The organism is Nocardia sp. NPDC051833 (assembly GCF_040681225.1).
Taxonomy (GTDB): domain Bacteria; phylum Actinomycetota; class Actinomycetes; order Mycobacteriales; family Mycobacteriaceae; genus Nocardia.
On record NZ_JBFAYK010000001.1, the window covers coordinates 3,515,849 to 3,531,908 of the forward strand.

General features: G+C 69.6%; 16 protein-coding genes. 8 read left to right on the top strand and 8 right to left on the bottom strand.

From position 1 onward, the window contains the following. Positions 1 to 3 precede the first annotated feature (3 nt). From rplP to AB0L91_RS15970, 5 genes are all read left to right on the top strand, one after another. Positions 4 to 420: a 50S ribosomal protein L16 gene (gene rplP / locus AB0L91_RS15950; RefSeq protein ID WP_019045023.1), complete on the top strand. Its 417-nt coding sequence runs from the start codon at positions 4 to 6 to the stop codon at positions 418 to 420. After that, positions 420 to 659: a 50S ribosomal protein L29 gene (rpmC, locus tag AB0L91_RS15955; protein WP_071926410.1), complete on the top strand. Its 240-nt coding sequence runs from the start codon at positions 420 to 422 to the stop codon at positions 657 to 659. The genes rplP and rpmC overlap by 1 nt, the downstream gene beginning before the upstream one ends. Further along, on the top strand, positions 656 to 925 hold the full coding sequence (gene rpsQ / locus AB0L91_RS15960) for a 30S ribosomal protein S17 (protein WP_110037226.1): 270 nt from the start codon (positions 656 to 658) through the stop codon (positions 923 to 925). The genes rpmC and rpsQ overlap by 4 nt, the downstream gene beginning before the upstream one ends. A gap of 98 nt (positions 926 to 1,023) precedes the next feature. Further along, complete coding sequence (locus AB0L91_RS15965) at positions 1,024 to 1,413, top strand: HEAT repeat domain-containing protein (RefSeq protein ID WP_365010534.1); 390 nt, start codon at positions 1,024 to 1,026, stop codon at positions 1,411 to 1,413. A 62-nt stretch (positions 1,414 to 1,475) separates the two neighbouring features. Further along, positions 1,476 to 2,660, top strand: coding sequence for an MFS transporter (locus AB0L91_RS15970; RefSeq protein WP_365010537.1), 1,185 nt, complete (start codon positions 1,476 to 1,478; stop codon positions 2,658 to 2,660). A gap of 48 nt (positions 2,661 to 2,708) precedes the next feature. On the opposite strand, the gene AB0L91_RS15975 is transcribed toward AB0L91_RS15970, so the two are convergent. Both AB0L91_RS15975 and AB0L91_RS15980 read right to left on the bottom strand, forming a co-directional pair. Beyond that, entirely contained in the window at positions 2,709 to 5,195 is a 2,487-nt protein-coding gene (locus tag AB0L91_RS15975) for a hypothetical protein (protein ID WP_365010539.1), read from the bottom strand. A 113-nt stretch (positions 5,196 to 5,308) separates the two neighbouring features. Beyond that, complete coding sequence (locus AB0L91_RS15980; protein ID WP_365010543.1) at positions 5,309 to 6,130, bottom strand: SDR family oxidoreductase; 822 nt, start codon at positions 6,128 to 6,130, stop codon at positions 5,309 to 5,311. Positions 6,131 to 6,233: 103 nt separating this feature from the next. On the opposite strand from AB0L91_RS15980, the gene AB0L91_RS15985 reads away from it, so the two are divergent. Beyond that, on the top strand, positions 6,234 to 6,890 hold the full coding sequence (locus tag AB0L91_RS15985; RefSeq protein WP_365010545.1) for a TetR/AcrR family transcriptional regulator: 657 nt from the start codon (positions 6,234 to 6,236) through the stop codon (positions 6,888 to 6,890). A gap of 1 nt (position 6,891) precedes the next feature. Here AB0L91_RS15985 and AB0L91_RS15990 read toward each other — a convergent pair whose 3' ends face one another. Genes AB0L91_RS15990 through AB0L91_RS16000 form a run of 3 tightly spaced genes read right to left on the bottom strand, consistent with a single transcriptional unit; the run spans position 6,892 to position 9,225 of the window. Next, positions 6,892 to 7,629, bottom strand: a complete 738-nt coding sequence (locus AB0L91_RS15990) for a CPBP family intramembrane glutamic endopeptidase (protein WP_365010547.1) — start codon at positions 7,627 to 7,629, stop codon at positions 6,892 to 6,894. A gap of 58 nt (positions 7,630 to 7,687) precedes the next feature. Beyond that, the gene (locus tag AB0L91_RS15995) at positions 7,688 to 8,629 is read right to left on the bottom strand and encodes an RluA family pseudouridine synthase (protein ID WP_365010550.1); all 942 of its coding nucleotides are present in this window, start codon (positions 8,627 to 8,629) and stop codon (positions 7,688 to 7,690) included. Between the two features lie 20 nt (positions 8,630 to 8,649). Next, positions 8,650 to 9,225 (bottom strand): putative glycolipid-binding domain-containing protein, encoded by a 576-nt coding sequence (locus AB0L91_RS16000; RefSeq protein ID WP_365010553.1) that lies wholly within the window; start codon positions 9,223 to 9,225, stop codon positions 8,650 to 8,652. A gap of 405 nt (positions 9,226 to 9,630) precedes the next feature. Here AB0L91_RS16000 and AB0L91_RS16005 point away from each other — a divergent pair, with 405 nt between their 5' ends. Both AB0L91_RS16005 and AB0L91_RS16010 read left to right on the top strand, forming a co-directional pair. Further along, positions 9,631 to 11,472: an ABC transporter ATP-binding protein gene (locus AB0L91_RS16005; protein ID WP_365010555.1), complete on the top strand. Its 1,842-nt coding sequence runs from the start codon at positions 9,631 to 9,633 to the stop codon at positions 11,470 to 11,472. Further along, the gene (locus AB0L91_RS16010; protein ID WP_365010558.1) at positions 11,469 to 13,205 is read left to right on the top strand and encodes an ABC transporter ATP-binding protein; all 1,737 of its coding nucleotides are present in this window, start codon (positions 11,469 to 11,471) and stop codon (positions 13,203 to 13,205) included. The genes AB0L91_RS16005 and AB0L91_RS16010 overlap by 4 nt, the downstream gene beginning before the upstream one ends. A 51-nt stretch (positions 13,206 to 13,256) precedes the next feature. On the opposite strand, the gene AB0L91_RS16015 is transcribed toward AB0L91_RS16010, so the two are convergent. The 3 genes from AB0L91_RS16015 to AB0L91_RS16025 all read right to left on the bottom strand — a co-directional run bounded on the left by AB0L91_RS16015 (position 13,257) and on the right by AB0L91_RS16025 (position 15,947). Further along, positions 13,257 to 13,676, bottom strand: a complete 420-nt coding sequence (locus AB0L91_RS16015) for a TIGR03667 family PPOX class F420-dependent oxidoreductase (RefSeq protein ID WP_365010559.1) — start codon at positions 13,674 to 13,676, stop codon at positions 13,257 to 13,259. Between the two features lie 85 nt (positions 13,677 to 13,761). Beyond that, entirely contained in the window at positions 13,762 to 15,120 is a 1,359-nt protein-coding gene (locus AB0L91_RS16020) for a hypothetical protein (protein WP_365010561.1), read from the bottom strand. A 119-nt stretch (positions 15,121 to 15,239) separates the two neighbouring features. Further along, positions 15,240 to 15,947 (bottom strand): siderophore-interacting protein, encoded by a 708-nt coding sequence (locus tag AB0L91_RS16025; RefSeq protein ID WP_365010563.1) that lies wholly within the window; start codon positions 15,945 to 15,947, stop codon positions 15,240 to 15,242. Positions 15,948 to 16,060: the final 113 nt, after the last annotated feature.

The following is a 16,060-nucleotide window of genomic DNA, read 5'->3' on the forward strand; positions in this document are numbered from 1 at the left end:
CGCATGCTGATGCCCCGTCGCGTCAAGCACCGCAAGCAGCACCACCCGTCCCGCTCCGGCATGTCCAAGGGCGGCACCGCGGTGGCGTTCGGTGAGTACGGCATCCAGGCTCTCGAGCCCGCCTACGTCACCAACCGTCAGATCGAGTCGGCGCGTATCGCGATGACCCGCCACATCAAGCGTGGCGGCAAGATCTGGATCAACATCTACCCCGACCGCCCGCTCACCAAGAAGCCTGCCGAGACCCGCATGGGTTCCGGTAAGGGTTCGCCGGAGTGGTGGGTCGCGAACGTGAAGCCCGGTCGGGTCATGTTCGAGATGTCTTACCCGAACGAGGAGATCGCTCGCGAGGCCCTGCGTCGCGCGATGCACAAGCTCCCGATGAAGTGCAGGATCGTGACCAGGGAGGAGCAGTTCTGATGGCTACCGGAACACCGGCCGCAGAGCTCCGCGAGCTCAACGAAGAGGAGCTCGTCGCCCGCCTGCGCGAGTCGAAGGAAGAGCTGTTCAACCTGCGCTTCCAGATGGCGACGGGTCAGCTCGACAACAACCGACGTCTGCGCGTCGTCCGTCATGAGATCGCGCGGATCTACACGGTCATGCGTGAGCGCGAGCTCGGCCTGGCCACGGCACCCGCTGGCAAGGGAGATGCGGCATGAGCGAGAACAAGGAAGAGCGCAACAGCCGCAAGGTACGCAGCGGCTACGTCGTCTCGGACAAGATGAACAAGACGATCGTCGTCGAGCTGGAAGACCGTCACCGGCACAAGCTCTACGGCAAGATCATTCGCACCACCTCCAAGGTGAAGGCGCATGACGAGAACGAGATCGCCGGCGTCGGCGACCGCGTTCAGCTGATGGAGACCCGCCCGCTGTCGGCCACCAAGCGCTGGCGTCTGGTCGAGGTCCTGGAGAAGGCCAAGTAAGGTCCCTCCTCGATCCATCGAGATCGTTGCCACGAAGGCCCGTTTCCCCTGGGAAGCGGGCCTTCGTCGTGTCTGTCCTGGGAAGAGATGGGGAGAAGTTGGATCGCGATCAGGCGTTGGCTCGGATTCAAGCGTCGGACTGGGACGTGCGGCGCGATGCGGTGGTGGCACTGGGTCGGTGGCTGCCGGCGGAGGACGCCTTCGCGGCTCTGGTCGCCGCATTGAACGATGCGGATACTGCCGTGCAGCAGGACGCTGCCGAGCAATTGGTGCGATTCGGTCGGGGTGCGGGGCTGGAAGCGGTGTTGGCCGACTTCGGGCGGCGAAGTGATGACCCGGACGTCGACTACATCGAGTATCGGTTGAGAGAGTTGCAGCTGCTCGAGCAGGTGCCACTGGTGAAATCCGCGAGGGCGCTGGGATCCGGATTGTCGGCCGACGCCCTGGCCGGGCTCGAACAGTTCGAAGAGCTGCTCGACGAGTCGTAGCCGTGGCGTCGTTGCCCGGGAAAATCGGTGGCGGGTGGGGAAGGGGCTGTCACGCTCTGACGATGCGGGCCTATCGGGACGTGCTGTCGATCGGGGCGGTGCGCAATATCGTGTTGCTCGGGGTGCTGGTGCGGGTGCCGCACTTCGCCGGGGCGGTGCTGCTCGCGGTGCATGTGGTGGAGACGTTGGGCGGGTCGTTTCTGCAGGCGGGGACGCTCGCGATGGTGGTGACCGTGTGTGTCGCGACCAGTGGGCCGTGGCGGGGGCGGCTGGTGGATCGGTTCGGGTTGCGGGCGACCATCGCGCCGGCGATCGTGTTGGGGGCCGTGTGCTGGTCGGTGGCGCCGTTCGTCGGGTATCTGCCGCTGCTGCTGCTCGCGGGTCTCGCGGGGCTGTACGACATTCCGGTGTTCAGCGTGGTGCGGTTGGCGATCATCGCGGCGACGACGGAGGAGCAGCGTCAGCCCGCGCTCGCGTTGGAGGCGGTCTCGGTCGAGGCGGCGTTCATGGTGGGGCCGGTGCTCGGGGTGGCGGCGGCGCTGCACTGGTCGACGACGGCGGCGCTGTTCGCCAATCAGATGTGCATGGTGTTCGCCGGGATCGTGCTGTGGTGGTGGAACCCCGCGCTGCGTGCCGAGGAATCGGCGGACGGCACGGGGCCGGTGGCCCGGCGCAGCTGGTTCCGCGTCGAGTTCGTCGCCCTGTGTGGAGTCGCGGCGGCGGCGGTCTGCGTGGTGTCGGCCTCCGAACTCACCTTCGTCTCGGCGGTGCGCGGTTTCGGTGCCGATCGCTGGCTCGGTGTGATCCTGGCGATCTGGGGGTTGGGCTCGCTGGTCGGCGGTCTGCTCTACGGCGCGCTGCGGCGGCCGATTCCGGCCGATGTGCTGCTGATCGCGCTCGGCGTGGTGACGGTCCCGATGGCGATCGCGATCGGTCCGCTGACACTCGGCGTCACCGGCTTCGTCGCCGGATTGCTGTGTGCCCCCGCGCTCACCGCGGCGATCGACCAGCTGAGCCGGATCGTCCCCGAGGGTGGACGTGGCGAGGCCATCGGTTGGCACGGCGCGGCGATGACGCTGGGTGGCGCTCTCGGCAGCGTGCTGGGCGGATCGATGATCGAGATCGGCGGTGCGCGCGCCGGATTCGGAGTCGCCGGTGTCTTCGGGATCGCGGCGGGTGTCGGGCTGGCGCTGCTGGTCGGGATGCGGTCCGCGCCGAAAGCGGTCGTCGGTCCGGCACCGGGGTGAAGCGTCCCCGGCCCCGATCGAGCCGGGGCCGGGGCGCGGTCGGTGGGGTCAGCCGGTGAAGGCGTACGGCTGGCGGATCTTGCGGGCGAATTCGACGATATTGGTGACGGTGCTGCCCGAGACGCCGACCTCGGCGCCGATGCTGCGCGCCGACCACGACTGATCGGTGAGTTCGAGGATCTCCTCGATCTGATCGAGGGTCAGCCGCAGGGGGCTGCGGTGCGCGATCTGCCGGGCCAGGGCACGGACCTCGGTGTCGTCGTCGAAGTCGTAGTCGTCGGTGCGGTCGTCCTCGTCCTGGTCCTCGTCGTCGAGCTCGATCAGTTCGGGGGACTGCGCGCTAATGGGAGCCGCAGCCACCACCGCGGCCTTCGTCAGCTGCTTCTCGGCGATGGCGCTCGGCGCCGGCTGCGAAGACGATTCCGCGTCGGAAGTAACGGATTCCGGCTCAGCGAGCTGCTGATTCCCACCAGCGGCGGCCTTCGTGATCTGCTGCCGCGCAACGCTTGCCACCGCGGACTTCGTAGCCTGGTCCGCTGTCTGCTCATCGGCAGAATCCTGCACTGCGACGGGAGCCGGGTCGGTCATTGCCCTCCGCTGGTTCTTCGCCACGGTGAGGTCCTCGGTCGGCTTCCGCTCAGCCGCGGGAGCCGAAGCGGACTGCCGCGGCTCGGACTTCGACGGCTGCCGGTCCACAGCAGTGGTCGACTCACGCTCCGCGAGCTGCTGATTCGTGCCGCGCCCCGAACCGGTGCTCGGCTGCTGCTCGAGGTCTGCCGTCAGGGTGAGCTGTTCGGGCTCGGCCGGAGGCTGTGGATCGTTGTGCACCACCGATGCGGTGGGTGCCGCGGTGTCGCCGTTGCGGTCACGGGCGACGGAGCCGGCGTGCGCCGTCGCCTCGGGAACCGGGTCGGTACCGGTGGCCTCGCCGGCAGTCGCCTGCGCGGCGGCGGTGACGGGTATTCGCCGCAGGGTCGGGGTGGCACCGTTGACGCGGGCGTGATCACCGTTGCGCCGGTGCTCGGCGGCGGCCTTGTGGATCAGTTCGAGGGTGCCGGGCGCGGCGATCTTGTCGGTCGACGGCCGATGGACGCCATGCGTGAGCTGGCCACGACCCGCGAAGGTCTCGATGGGAGTGGAGTCGACCCGCGCGGCGGGACGCTCCCGCGCTGCATCCCGCGAGATCTGAGCGTCGGGATCGGCATCGATCAGGACGGTCTCCACCTCCGTGGCGGCCTGCGCAGCGGAATGGCCGAGCGCCGCATTCTGCGAGGCCCGAGCGTCGGAGTCAGCTTCGCCCAGGGTGGTCGCCGCCACCGTGGTGGCCTGCGCAGCGGAACCGCCGAGCGCGGCATCCTGCGAGGCCTGGGCGGCGGAATCGCCTTCGCCCAGGGCTGTCGCCGCCACTGTGGCGGCATGCGCGTGGTGCTCCCGCGCGGCATCCTGCGAAGCCCTAACCTCGGAGTCGGCGGCGTTCATTGCGGTTCCCAACGCCGCGGCTACCCACGCGGCGGAGTTCTCTTGCGATTCAGACGCACTGGTCTGCATGGCACCGATGACGGCGCGCTCCTTGTCGACGGCAGATCCCGCCACCGACGTCTCCGCGACATCGCGCGCGGCCGCGACGTTCTCGCGCTCGACCGCCCGCATCCGGGAGTCACCCTGCACCGCAACCTGTTCCGACGTGCTCGCGGGCACGGAGGCGACCCCGGCCATCGACATGACTCGCTCGGCGGGGGAGTAGCTCGCCTCCCCGGGCAGCTCGACCGAAGCCCCTTCGATCAACAGCGCGTACCGCGCCGACACCCACGCGTGCAGCCAGATCACCACACCCACCATCACCGGCGCGATGGCGTATTCGGCGGCGCGCCCGTACGACCCGGAGGCCAGGTGGGGTCCGGCGTTGAGGGCGACGGTGGTGCCGAGCAGGGCCAGCTCGAACAGCAGCACCTTGCCGCGCTCGAGTTCGCGACCCCAGCGGGCGGCGGTGGTGGCGGCGACCATGATGGTGATGATCGGGATCGAGATCATCGCCTCGATGCCGAAGCTGAGCCAGTACAGCGGGTCGCTCATGTCCCCGCTGGGCACCAGATTGTGCTGCACGTTCACCCCGGCCCAGACCATGCCCAGGATGACGACGCCGATCAGCGCGCGCGAGGACCACTCGGCCCGCCGGTACAGCTGGGCCAGCCGCGCGTCGGCGCTGGAGACCCGCCGCCGGGCGGCCAGGGCCTTGCGATGCCAGCGGGCGTCGGCTTCGTCGGCGCGGCGGATCAGGGCGCCGGTGCGGCGGTCGCGCTGTTCGGCGGCGAGTTCGTCGGCGACGGCGTGGCGGCGCTGTTTGCGGCGTTGCGCGCGGATCCATTCGGCGAGTTCGCGTTCGGCCCTGATCTCGGCGTCGGAGAGTGCGTCGTAGAGCGCCGTGTCGTGCTGCAGCGGCAGCTTGCCGCGCGCGGTCGCGACCTGCTGTGCGAGTGCCGTGATCTCGGTGTTCGGCGAGCTGACGGCATCCTCCATCGACCGATCGTCGGACATCTGGCGCCTTCCGGTCACTCGAACATATGGACTATCGAACATATGTGTGATTGCCAGAGAGCGTAAACGCCGTCCGCGTCGTGGTCAACGACAACCGGGCGATAGGAGCGGATCTAGGAGAGCGTGCGCTTCTCGTATTTCCCGCGCGCGGAAGATCCCGCGACCGCCGCCACCTGGTCGGGGACCGCGCGGCGCAGCACGATATCGCGCAGCCGTTGCGGCAGCAGTCCGGCCAGATGCGTGAGCGGGCCGATGTAGCCGGGAAGGGAGACCTCGAATCGCGGCCGCTCGACCACGCCGAGCACCGCCTTCGCGACATCGGCGGGTTGCAGGAGTTCGGCTGCGCCCGTTGCCGTTCCGGCCGCCAGTTCGGTGTCGACGACACCCGGCATGATCACCGAGATCCGCACGCCGGAGCCCCGAAGTTCTTCGCGCACACCGGTCAGATAGCCGAGCACGCCGTGTTTGGTTGCCGCGTAGGTGGATTCGCCGGGCGGGGACAGCCGGGACGCGGCCGAGGCGATCGTGACGATGTGTCCGCGCCGACGCGTGCGCATCGCGGGCGCGGCCAGCCGCACGCCACGGATGACGCCGTGCAGATTCACCGCGATCATCCGGGTGGTGGCGGTATCGGGTTCGGTGTCGAACGCGCCGACCCACATCACGCCCGCGTTGTTGACGAGCACGTCGATCGGCCCGAGCAGGGCCTCGGTGGTGGCGAGGAAATTGTGGAACGACCGCTCGTCGGTGACGTCGAGTTCGCACCCGTGCACGGTGCCGGGGAGCTCCCTGGCCGTGGTGCGGGCCGCCGTGCCGGACAGGTCACCGATGCAGACGCGCGCGCCCGCGACCGCGAACTGCCGGGCGATCTCGCGGCCGATGCCCGCGGCGCCGCCGGTCACCGCGACGACCGAGCCGGCATGGGTGCGTTTCATCGGCGAAGCCTTTCGATCCAGCGGAAACAGCGCTTCTGACATGTCGTCATGTCAGAAATTGTGGCCTAGTATTCCACGCAGTCGCACAGAAGGACAGACTTCGATGACAGAGCAGTCCGCCGATCGACCGGCGGGTCGGCGGTACTCGGGACGGACCTCTGCGGAGCGAGTCCAGCAGCGCCGAACCGCGTTGCTCGACGCCGCGCTCGAACTCTTCGGCACCCAGGGGTACGCGGCGGGCACGGTCAAGCAGCTGTGCGGGATCGCCGGTCTCACCGAGCGCTATTTCTACGAATCGTTCCGCGACCGCGAAGCCTGCCTGGCCACGCTCTACGACGAGACGACCGCCCAGCTCCGCGAGCGCACGGTCGCGGCACTGGGAACGGCCGGGTCCCGCCTGGACGACGTGATCACCGCGGGCCTGGCCGCCTTCATCGGCTATCTCACCGAGGACCCGCGCCGCGCCAGGGTGGTGCTGATCGAGGTGGTCGGCGTCTCCGCGCGGATGGAGCAGCGCAGGCACGGCGTGCTGCGTGACTACGCGGAGCTGGTCGCGGGCCTGTGGGCCGCCGCGCGGGCCCAGCCGCTGCCCGAACGCAGCCGCCTGACGTGTGTGACGGTGGTCGGCGGCGTGAACCACCTGCTGGTCGACTGGCTGATGGACGGCCGCACCACCCACCCCGACGACCTGGTGACGGTCTGCGCGAATGTGTTCGCCGCCGTCCGGGCCACCGACCCGGCCCTGGCCGACGAGATCTGACTCAGCTCAGCGCGGTGTGCCAGACGACGGCAGCGGCTAGGGCGCCCGCGCCGTTGAGCGACCAGTGCAGGGCGATCGGGGCGAGCAGGCTGCCGCTGCGCCTGCGCAGCCAGGTGAACACCACGCCCGCGCCCGCGGTGGCCGCGACGGCGAGGGCGATGCCGACGACCTGACCGACGAGTCCGCCGCCGACGATCCCGGACAGGCCCTTGTTGCCGCTGGTCAGCCCGAGCGAGGAGGCGATGTGCCAGAAGCCGAACAGCAGCGAGCCCGCCGCGAACAGCCCGCGGACGCCGAGCACCCGGTCGAGCGTGCCGTGCAGCACACCGCGGAAGGCGAGTTCCTCGGGGATCACCGTCTGCAACGGGATGACGATCATCGACGCGATCAGCGCGCCGGAGATGGTCGCGTACCGGTCGGCGAGGAAGAACGGCCGGGTGATCGGCAGGATCGCGCCGATCGCGACGGCGGTGAGCACGATGCCGACCGCGCCGAGCGCGTAGATCGTGCCGCGGCGCCAGTGCCGGGGCGACAGGCCGAGTTCGGCCCAGCCGAGCCCGCGCTTGCGCATCAGCGCCAGCAGTGCGAACGCCGCGACCGGCACGGTGACGATATTGGCCCACGCCGTGGTGAAGTGCGCGATCAGATTGGTGCAGGCCAGCACCACGACGACCACGGCGATATCGACGTAGGCGTGCAGCTTGGGCCGGGGATCGGCGACGGTGGCGGGTACGGGCACCCGACCGAGTGTACGGAAATATCACAGAATGGAAACGGTGCGATGAATCTCCTGTGAGCTACTCGACAGCCGATCCGGACCATCCGGACAGGTCCGTCCACGCTTGCAGACTGCGCGCTGTCTCGAAGCGCCGCGGCTGCCCGCTGATCGGATCGGTGAATTCGAGCGACGCGGCCAGCAATTGCAGCGGCCGGGTGTAGTCGTCGACGGATTTGTCGGTGACCACCGGATAGAAATCGTCGCCGAGAATCGGCACGCCGAGGCTGTTCATGTGCAGCCGCAGCTGATGGGTCCGGCCGGTGTGCGGCCGCAGCCGGTAGCGGCCGAGCCCGTCGCGGTGCTCGACCAGCTCCACCTCGGTCTCGGCATTGGGCTCGCCGGGCACCTCCTGCGCGGCGAGTACCTGCTTCTCCTTGATGATCCGGCTGCGCACGGTCCTCGGCAGCGCCAGCGCCGGATCGTAGGGCGCGACGGCCTCGTACTCCTTGCGCACGGTGCGGCGGTGGAACATCGTCTGGTACGCCCCGCGCGCCGCCGGGTTCACCACGAACAGGATCAGGCCCGCGGTCACCCGGTCGAGCCGGTGGGCCGGAATCAGCTCGGGCAGGTCGAGGTCACGGCGCAGGCGGACCAGCGCGGTCTGCAGGATGTGCTGACCGCGCGGAATGGTCGCCAGGAAGTGCGGCTTGTCGACGACCAGGATGTCGTCGTCGCGATGCACGATCCCGATCTCGAAGGGCACCTCGGTCTCCACCGGCAGATCCCGGTGGAACCACACCGCCCCACCCGGCACGAACGGCGCGTCCGGCGCCAGCGGCCCGTCCAGATCGACGATCTCGCCCGCCCTCAGCATCTCGTCGATGCGCGCCGGATCGACCCGCGGCAGCCGCTCGACCAGGTGATCGCGCACGGTCGGCCAGTGCCCGTCCTCCGGGAGCCGGAGCCGGGCGGGATCGAGGCCGTGCCGCTTGGGCAGCGGCGGCTGCTGCCTGCGTCGCATACCGCCAGTCTCGTCGGCGCTCAGGCGTGACGGCGCGCCAGCCCCGGATAGTCGACGATCAGCCCGGCCTCGTCGTAGTCCAGCGTGGCCTGGAAATCTAGCGTCGGCGCCCGATAGTCATAGCGCTGACCTGCGCCATCGGTGATCCGCCGATAGTGCTGGGGCAGCCGGATGACCTCGAGGTCGGCGGCGCGAACGTAGACCGCCGGCGCGTCGGCCGCGTCGCCGACCGTCAGCCCCAGCCGGTGCACCGGCAGCGCGTTCGTGCACGCCGACGCCTCGAGGTCGACGTCGAGACACCCGTCGAGCTCGGGGGCAGGCGTTCCGTCGAGCTGCCAGCGCCCGAGCCCGTCGGACTGCAGGGTGAGCGAGCGCCGGGTATCGGGGTAGCGGCCGGTGATCTGCGCCGACCTGGTGTGCCAGCTGCCGTCGACCCGCAGGCGGTAGTCGATCGCCCAGGTGAGACCGTCCTCGACGGCGGTCGCGCAGCCCTCGATGAGCACGCCGCGATCGCCGTCGCGGAAATAGGTCACTTCGAATCCGGTGCGCGCCTCGTGATGCGTCCAGGCGGCCGCGGAGGGCAGTGGAGTGAACACGAGAAAAGGTTTCCCGGAATTCTCCCGGCCAATCAGCCCGCGCGCTGGTCGAGGACCATCAATTTCGCCTCGACGAGGGTGTGCCGCGCGCGTCTGCGGACCCGGCACAGATCGACGCTGCATTCGAGATGAATCTGCATGGCCCGATGCGCTTGGTCGGGTGTCAGATGACCGGGGTCGATATGGCAGTCCGCAGTCGCCGAAATTATTGACGTGACAAACATTTTCGCTCTCCCGCCGCGAGAAAGGATTCGGAGGTAGAGGAGAAATTACGCCCGGAATGTCGAATTGCCGAGGGGGTTGACCGCCAGTTCACACAAGCTTCCCCGGTCGGCCACAACCGCTCAACTTAGGCTAACCTACCCTTGGCACGTTGCCGTGGACAGGTCGAGAGGGCGAGAAGTTATGACGGTGCAGGTAGCGCCGCCGCCGGGGGCGGAGTCGGGGAACCGGCTGCCCAAGGCGGCCGCGAAAGCGCAGAAACAACAGGAAGCGCAGGCGCGCAAGGAGATCCTGGCACCGGTGTCGGGGATGCTGACGGTGGCGAGCCTGCTCGTCGCGGTCGCCTCGGTCTGCACCGTCGTGCCGTTCCTGCTGATCGTGGCCGCCTGCCGGGAACTGCTGGAGTCCCCGGTCGACACCGATCGGGTGTGGTGGCTGTTCGGCGCGGCCGTGGTCGTGCTGGTCGTGCGCGCGCTGCTGCAGGCCGCCGCCCTCACCTGGTCGCACGCGCTGGACGCCGGCTACCAGCTGACGCTGCGCCGGGCCCTGGCCGACAAGCTCACCCGGGTCCCGCTGGGCTGGTTCGGTGAGCGCAGCTCCGGCGAGGTCAAGACCTATCTGCGCGACGACGTGGAGGCACTGCACTACCTCGTCGCCCATGCCCGGCTGGAGTTCGTCGGCGCGCTGGTGGTCCCGCTGGTCACCCTCGGCTATCTGTTCACCGTCGACTGGCGGCTCACCCTGGTGCTGCTGATTCCGCTGATCGCCTACTTCTTCCTGTTCGGCAAGATCATGGACCGCGACGGCCGCGACCGTCTCGCCGTCTACACCCGCTGGGAACGCCGGACCGCCGAAGCCACCATCGAATTCGTCGACGGCATCCAGGTGGTGCGGGCATTCGGCCAGGCGGGCAAGGCGCACACCGAGTTCCAGCACGCCGTGGACGGTCAGGTGCAGGCCGCGCATCGGATGAAGATGCCGATCCTGCGCGTGCAGTCGGCCTCCGACATCGTGGTCATGCCGGTCTTCGTCATGCTGATCGTGGTCGTCGGCGGGTTGGCGTTCGTCGGCCTCGACTGGGTGAATCCGCTCGACCTGCTGCCGTTCCTGCTGGTGGGCCTGGGTATCGGCAGCTCGCTGCTCGGCCTCGGCTACGGGTCGCAGGCACTGCGGGCCGGTGGCGCCGCGGCGCTGCGCCTGCACGAACTGCAGCAGACGCCCGAACTCGACATCGTCGCGGCGACCGCCGCCCCGGCGGCGGGCCAGGACGGCGTCGTGCGCTTCGATGGCGTCGAATTCGCCTACCGCACCGGCCATGACGTGCTGCGCGGCCTCGACCTCGAGCTGACCCCCGGCACCATCACCGCTCTGGTCGGCCCGAGCGGCTCCGGCAAATCGACGCTGGCCAAACTGCTGCCCCGCTTCTACGACGTGGGCGCGGGCCGGATCACCATCGACGGCCGCGACATTCGCGAGTTCACCAGCGAAGAGCTGTACCGCACCGTCGGATTCGTGTTCCAGGATGTGCGCTTGATCCGCGGCTCGATCCGGGAGAACCTGCTGCTCGCGCGGCCCGACGCCGACGAAGCGGCGATCGAGCGGGCGAGCCGGGCCGCGCAGATCCACGACCGGATCATGGCGCTGCCGCGCGGCTACGACTCCGAGATCGGCGTCGACGCGACCCTGTCCGGCGGTGAGGCCCAGCGTCTTTCGATCGCTCGCGCGCTGCTGGCCGACACCCCGATCCTGGTCCTCGACGAGGCGACCGCCTTCGCCGACCCGGAGTCCGAGGCCGCCGTCCAGGACGCGCTGGCCGCGCTGGTGGCGGGCCGCACCGTCTTGGTGATCGCGCACCGGCTGCACACCATCACCGGCGTCGACCGGATCCTGGTGCTGGAGAACGGAACGCTCGTCGAACAGGGCACGCACACCGAGCTGCGCGCCGCGGGCGGGCTGTATCAGCGGCTCTGGGAGATCAACGAGGCCGCGCTCGGCACGCTCGCCCTGGTGGAGGAAACACGATGATTCGCAAGGTTTTCCGCCTCGTCCCCGACGAGCTCGCCCCGCTGATCCCGCGCCTGCTCGCCGCCATCGTGGTGCAGGCACTGTGCCAGGCCATCGCGTATCTGCTGCTGGTCCCGGTGCTGGAAGCGCTCTTCGGCGACGACCTGCGCGGCGCCTGGGTGTGGGCGCTCGGCATGGGCGCGGCCGTGGCGGGCGTGGTCGTCTTCGGTTACCTGCAGGCCGTCATCGGTCTGCGGATCGGCCTCGGTATGCAGCGTGGCCTGCAGACCCGGCTCGGCGATCAGCTCAACGCGCTGCCGCTGGGCTGGTTCTCCGACCGCGACGCGGGCCCGCTCTCGCGGGTCATGGTCGAGCAGGTCCGCGAGATGCAGGGCCTGATCGCCTACCTGCTCACCAAGGTGCTCACCGGCATCATCGTGCCGCTGGTGGTGGCCGTCGGCATGCTGTTCATCGACTGGCGGATCGGGCTGGCCATGCTGCTCGCCGCGCCCGTGCTGTACCTGGTGAACAACCTCGCCAACCGCGCCTACACCGGCGCCGACGCCCGGCTGCACACCGCCGCGGCCGAGGCCGACTCGCGGGTGGTGGAATTCGCCCAGGCGCAGCCGGTGCTGCGCGCGTTCGGCGCGGTCGGCGCGGGCAACAAGGCGCTCGACGCCGCGCTGGTCGGCCAGCGGTCGGCGGTGCGCAAGATGATGGTCGCGACCGTGCCGGGTCTGATCGTCTTCGCGCTGTTCGTGCAGGCCGTGTTCCTGGTCCTGGCTTACATCGCGGTGGTGCAGGTGACCGACGGCTCGATCTCGGCGGCCGCGGCGATCGCGCTGATCGCGGTGAGCTCGCGCTTCATCGAACCGGTGAACCAGGCCGCCCAGCTCGGCGCCGCGCTGCGCTCGGCCGCCGCGGCCGCGGACCGGATCACCGATCTGCTGGCCGAGCCGACGCTGCCCGCGCCCACCGAGCCGGTGACACCGGGCGCGCCCGCCGTGGTCTTCGATGACGTGAGCTTCGGCTACCGGCCCGGTGAACCCGTCCTCTCGGAGTTGAGCTTCACCGTGCCCGCCGGGACCACCACGGCCATCGTCGGGCCGAGCGGCGCGGGCAAGACCACGCTGCTGCGGCTGGCCGCGCGCTTCTACGACGTGAGCTCCGGCGCGGTCTCGGTCGGCGAACACGATGTGCGCGAACAGCCCTCGGACACGCTGCTCGACCAGCTCTCGCTGGTCTTCCAGAACGTCTACCTGTTCAACCGCTCGGTCGCCGACAACATCCGCATCGGCAAGCCGGACGCCACCGACGCCGAACTCGACCGCGCGGCCGTCGCGGCCAGGGTCGACGAGATCGTCGAGCGGCTGCCCGACGGTTTCGACACCATGGTCGGCGAGGGCGGCGCGTCGCTGTCCGGTGGTGAGCGCCAGCGCGTGTCGATCGCCAGGGCCCTGCTCAAGGACGCCCCGATCGTGCTGCTCGACGAGGCGACCAGCGCGCTGGACCCGCACAGCGAGGCCGTCGTCGTCCGTGGCATCCACGAACTGACCAGGGACAAGACGGTGCTGGTGGTGGCGCACCGGCTCTCGACGATCGCGCACGCCGACCAGATCCTGTTCCTCGACGGCGGCCGCATCGCCGAGCGCGGCACCCACCAGGAGCTGCTGGAACTCGGCGGCCGCTACGCCGCGTTCTGGAACGAGCGCGAGCGGGCCACCGGCTGGCGCCTGGAGCCCGTCGCCGTCTGATCGGTGCGCCGAAAGGGCCGTCTCGCTCGACGAGACGGCCCTTTCGTGTGCTCAGAAGCCGCGCAGGTGATCCGGGGTGATGTGGATCGGGACCGAGTAGGTGTCGAAGAACTCGGCCTCGGTCATCTTGATGTCCACGAAGCCCTGCGTGTACTTGCGGCTGTAGTCGGCGACCGTGGCGGCGGACACCGCCTCGCCGACGCGCGCCGCGCCGGCGAACACGACCACGTCGCCACCGGAGGCGGAGCTGTTGAAGTTCAGCGCGACCCGCGGATTGCGGGCGAGATGGTGCAGCCGCTTGGCCTCGGGCATGGTGTAGATCAGGAAGGTGCCGTCCTGCCACAGGAACCACACGGGGTTCGGCTGCGGGGTGCCGTCGGCGCCGATCGTGGTCAGCCAGAGGACGTGCTCGTCGGCCAGGCGCTGGGCGACCGTGGCGCCGAAGGGGGTGCTTTCGTCGAGAACGGACACGGCGTACTCCTCGCGGGTGTGGGATCGGTACTGCGTTCCGCTGTCCACCTTGGCCGAAATCGCCCGTGCCCGCCAGCACGCCTCGTCAGCGCGGCACCGGTCCGCCCGTGACCCCGGCATGATCCGCCGCGGCGGCGGCGACCTCGGTGGTCCGGCCGAGCAGGAACGGGGTCAGGATGTCGTTGGCGGTGCGCTGGGTGTCGGCGGCGGGGCGCGATCCGCCCGCGAACCTGGTCACCACGAAACGCACCGGGGCGGCGAGGAATCGGGGGACGTCGGTGAATCCGAAGTGGTCGGCGTCGCCGAACTCGTAGCGGAAGCCGGGGGCGCGCAAGCGTTCCAGCACACCGCGATTGCCGTCGAGGTAGCGCTGGGAGTGGCCGGTCACCTCGTGGTCGCTCTCCAGGAGCAGGACCGGGCGATCCAGCGCGCGCTCGGGCAGATCGCCGTAGAGGGTGCCGTCGAGATTGGCCGCGGCGGTGAGCCGGGGGTCGGCGGCCAGAGCCGACAGGGCGGCGGCGCCACCGAGGGAATGCCCGATCGCGGTCGCATTACCGAGGTCGACGTGGCCCGCCAGCGGGCCGATGACCTCGGGCCGGGCGAGCTGGTCGAGGACGAATCGCAGGTCGGCCGTGCGGGTTTCGAGGCGCTCGGTCATATAGCGGATGGCGTCGGGATCGTCCGCGGCGATGTTCTCGACGGTGGTGGCGACGGTGCCGTCGGCGAGCTCGGTCACCGCCGACTCGTAGGGGTGGTCGATCGCCAGGACGACGAATCCGCGACTGGCCAGATCGGCGATCAGCCCCGAGTAGAACGCGCGCGGCGCGCCGTAGCCGGGGGAGAACAGCACCACCGGCCAGTGTTCCCGCGCTGGCGACACCGGAACGTCGGCGGTCGCGTGTGTGTCGATGATGGTGTCCGACAGCAGAAATCCCGGAATCCCGGACACTCGCGACGGCAGACTGTCCTGCCCGTCGAGGTACACCCACTGCCTGCCGGAGGTCAGCTCGGTCGGATACCACGCCTGGACAACGACATTGCGCCGGTCCTCCGCCGCGGTCACCGGCTCGGGCCGCCGCTCGTCGACCCAGCGGAAGATCTCCGACCCGACCGCGTACGGGCCGGTGGGTGCGGGGAGCTCGGGCGACGGCGGCACCGTCCACGGCAGGATCGACACCGCCGCCAGCACGCCGATGCCTGCGCGAAACCACGCGCGGCGGCGCGTTCCGGCGACATCGGTCACCACGAACGCGAACATCAGCGCGAGCAGCGGGTAGAGCGGCCACCAGTGCCAGTAGCCCTCGAGCACCCACAGCAGCAGCGCGCCGATGATCAGCACCGGCAGCGCGAACGGCGCCACCCGCCTGCCGATCCGTGGCGCGGCGACCAGTGTGATCGCGAGCGCCACGGAGGCGAACAGCACAACGGCATCGATGACGGACACGGCGGCTCGATTCGCTCCGGACGGCTCGGGTGTTCCCGACTTGTCCGATCAGCTTGCCGCAGTGCTCACCACGCCCGCATCAGCACCGAGACCGACCCGCGGTCGGCCTCGGGGATGACCTACTTCCAGTACGCCTGCGACTTGATTGCGGTCTTGGGCAGCGCGTGCTGGCCCTTGAGGGTCTTCACGATCGAGCGGGTGGTCTGCCCGCAGCAGGCCACCCAGGCGAAGGCGTCCGCGGCGCACTCGATCTCCAGCGCGGCCTCGCGCATCAGGCGGCCGTCGTCGACGCGCTGCAGCCAGGTGAGCTGGTGGTGCGGCTTGTTGCGCACCGGGATGGTCTGGTCGGACTCGTACTGCCACTCCAGCCAGACCCGCGCCGGGGTGTCGCCGATGGCGTCGAGCAGCGAGTTGATGGCGGGCAGCGAGGCGGTGTCACCGAAGACGACGTACTCGCTCGGGGTCTGCTCCGGCAGCTGGAAGTCCGAGCCGAGGACGGTGGCGTCGAGCGGGTCGCCCGGCTTGGCGCGCCGGGCCCAGTCGGCGGCGGGGCCGTTGTGCAGCGCGAAGTCGATGTAGGCGGTGTCGGTCTCCGGGTCCGGGTCGACGAGGGTGTAGCCGCGGTGGTGCAGCTTGTCGCTCTCGGCGTCCGGAATCCACAGGCGGATCCACTGGGTGGGGTGCACCGGGTGATCGGCGAGCAGGCCGCCGAGATCGACACCGATCCGGAGGAACTTGTCGGTGATCTGCTCGTTGGATGTCACCGTCAGCTTGTAGTCGGCGCCGCCCCAGGCCTTGGTGATCAGGCCGTTCAATCCCTTACCCATGCCGTTAGGTTAGCCTAAGGTCACTAATTTGTCTGCATAGGCACGCGGGGGTCACACTGGCCAGATAAGGTAAGCCTATGCAAATATGGGGATCGTGTCCGGGCAATCGCCCT

Excerpts from the sequence above, each read along its gene's own strand:
- AB0L91_RS15975 (WP_365010539.1), bottom strand. The coding sequence starts at position 5,195 with ATGTCCGACGATCGGTCGATGGAGGATGCCGTCAGCTCGCCGAACACC.
- rplP (WP_019045023.1), top strand. The coding sequence starts at position 4 with ATGCTGATGCCCCGTCGCGTCAAGCACCGCAAGCAGCACCACCCGTCC.
- AB0L91_RS16025 (WP_365010563.1), bottom strand. The coding sequence starts at position 15,947 with ATGGGTAAGGGATTGAACGGCCTGATCACCAAGGCCTGGGGCGGCGCC.
- AB0L91_RS15970 (WP_365010537.1), top strand. The coding sequence starts at position 1,476 with ATGCGGGCCTATCGGGACGTGCTGTCGATCGGGGCGGTGCGCAATATC.
- rpmC (WP_071926410.1), top strand. The coding sequence starts at position 420 with ATGGCTACCGGAACACCGGCCGCAGAGCTCCGCGAGCTCAACGAAGAG.
- AB0L91_RS16010 (WP_365010558.1), top strand. The coding sequence starts at position 11,469 with ATGATTCGCAAGGTTTTCCGCCTCGTCCCCGACGAGCTCGCCCCGCTG.
- AB0L91_RS15985 (WP_365010545.1), top strand. The coding sequence starts at position 6,234 with ATGACAGAGCAGTCCGCCGATCGACCGGCGGGTCGGCGGTACTCGGGA.
- AB0L91_RS15980 (WP_365010543.1), bottom strand. The coding sequence starts at position 6,130 with ATGAAACGCACCCATGCCGGCTCGGTCGTCGCGGTGACCGGCGGCGCC.
- AB0L91_RS15995 (WP_365010550.1), bottom strand. The coding sequence starts at position 8,629 with ATGCGACGCAGGCAGCAGCCGCCGCTGCCCAAGCGGCACGGCCTCGAT.
- AB0L91_RS16005 (WP_365010555.1), top strand. The coding sequence starts at position 9,631 with ATGACGGTGCAGGTAGCGCCGCCGCCGGGGGCGGAGTCGGGGAACCGG.
- rpsQ (WP_110037226.1), top strand. The coding sequence starts at position 656 with ATGAGCGAGAACAAGGAAGAGCGCAACAGCCGCAAGGTACGCAGCGGC.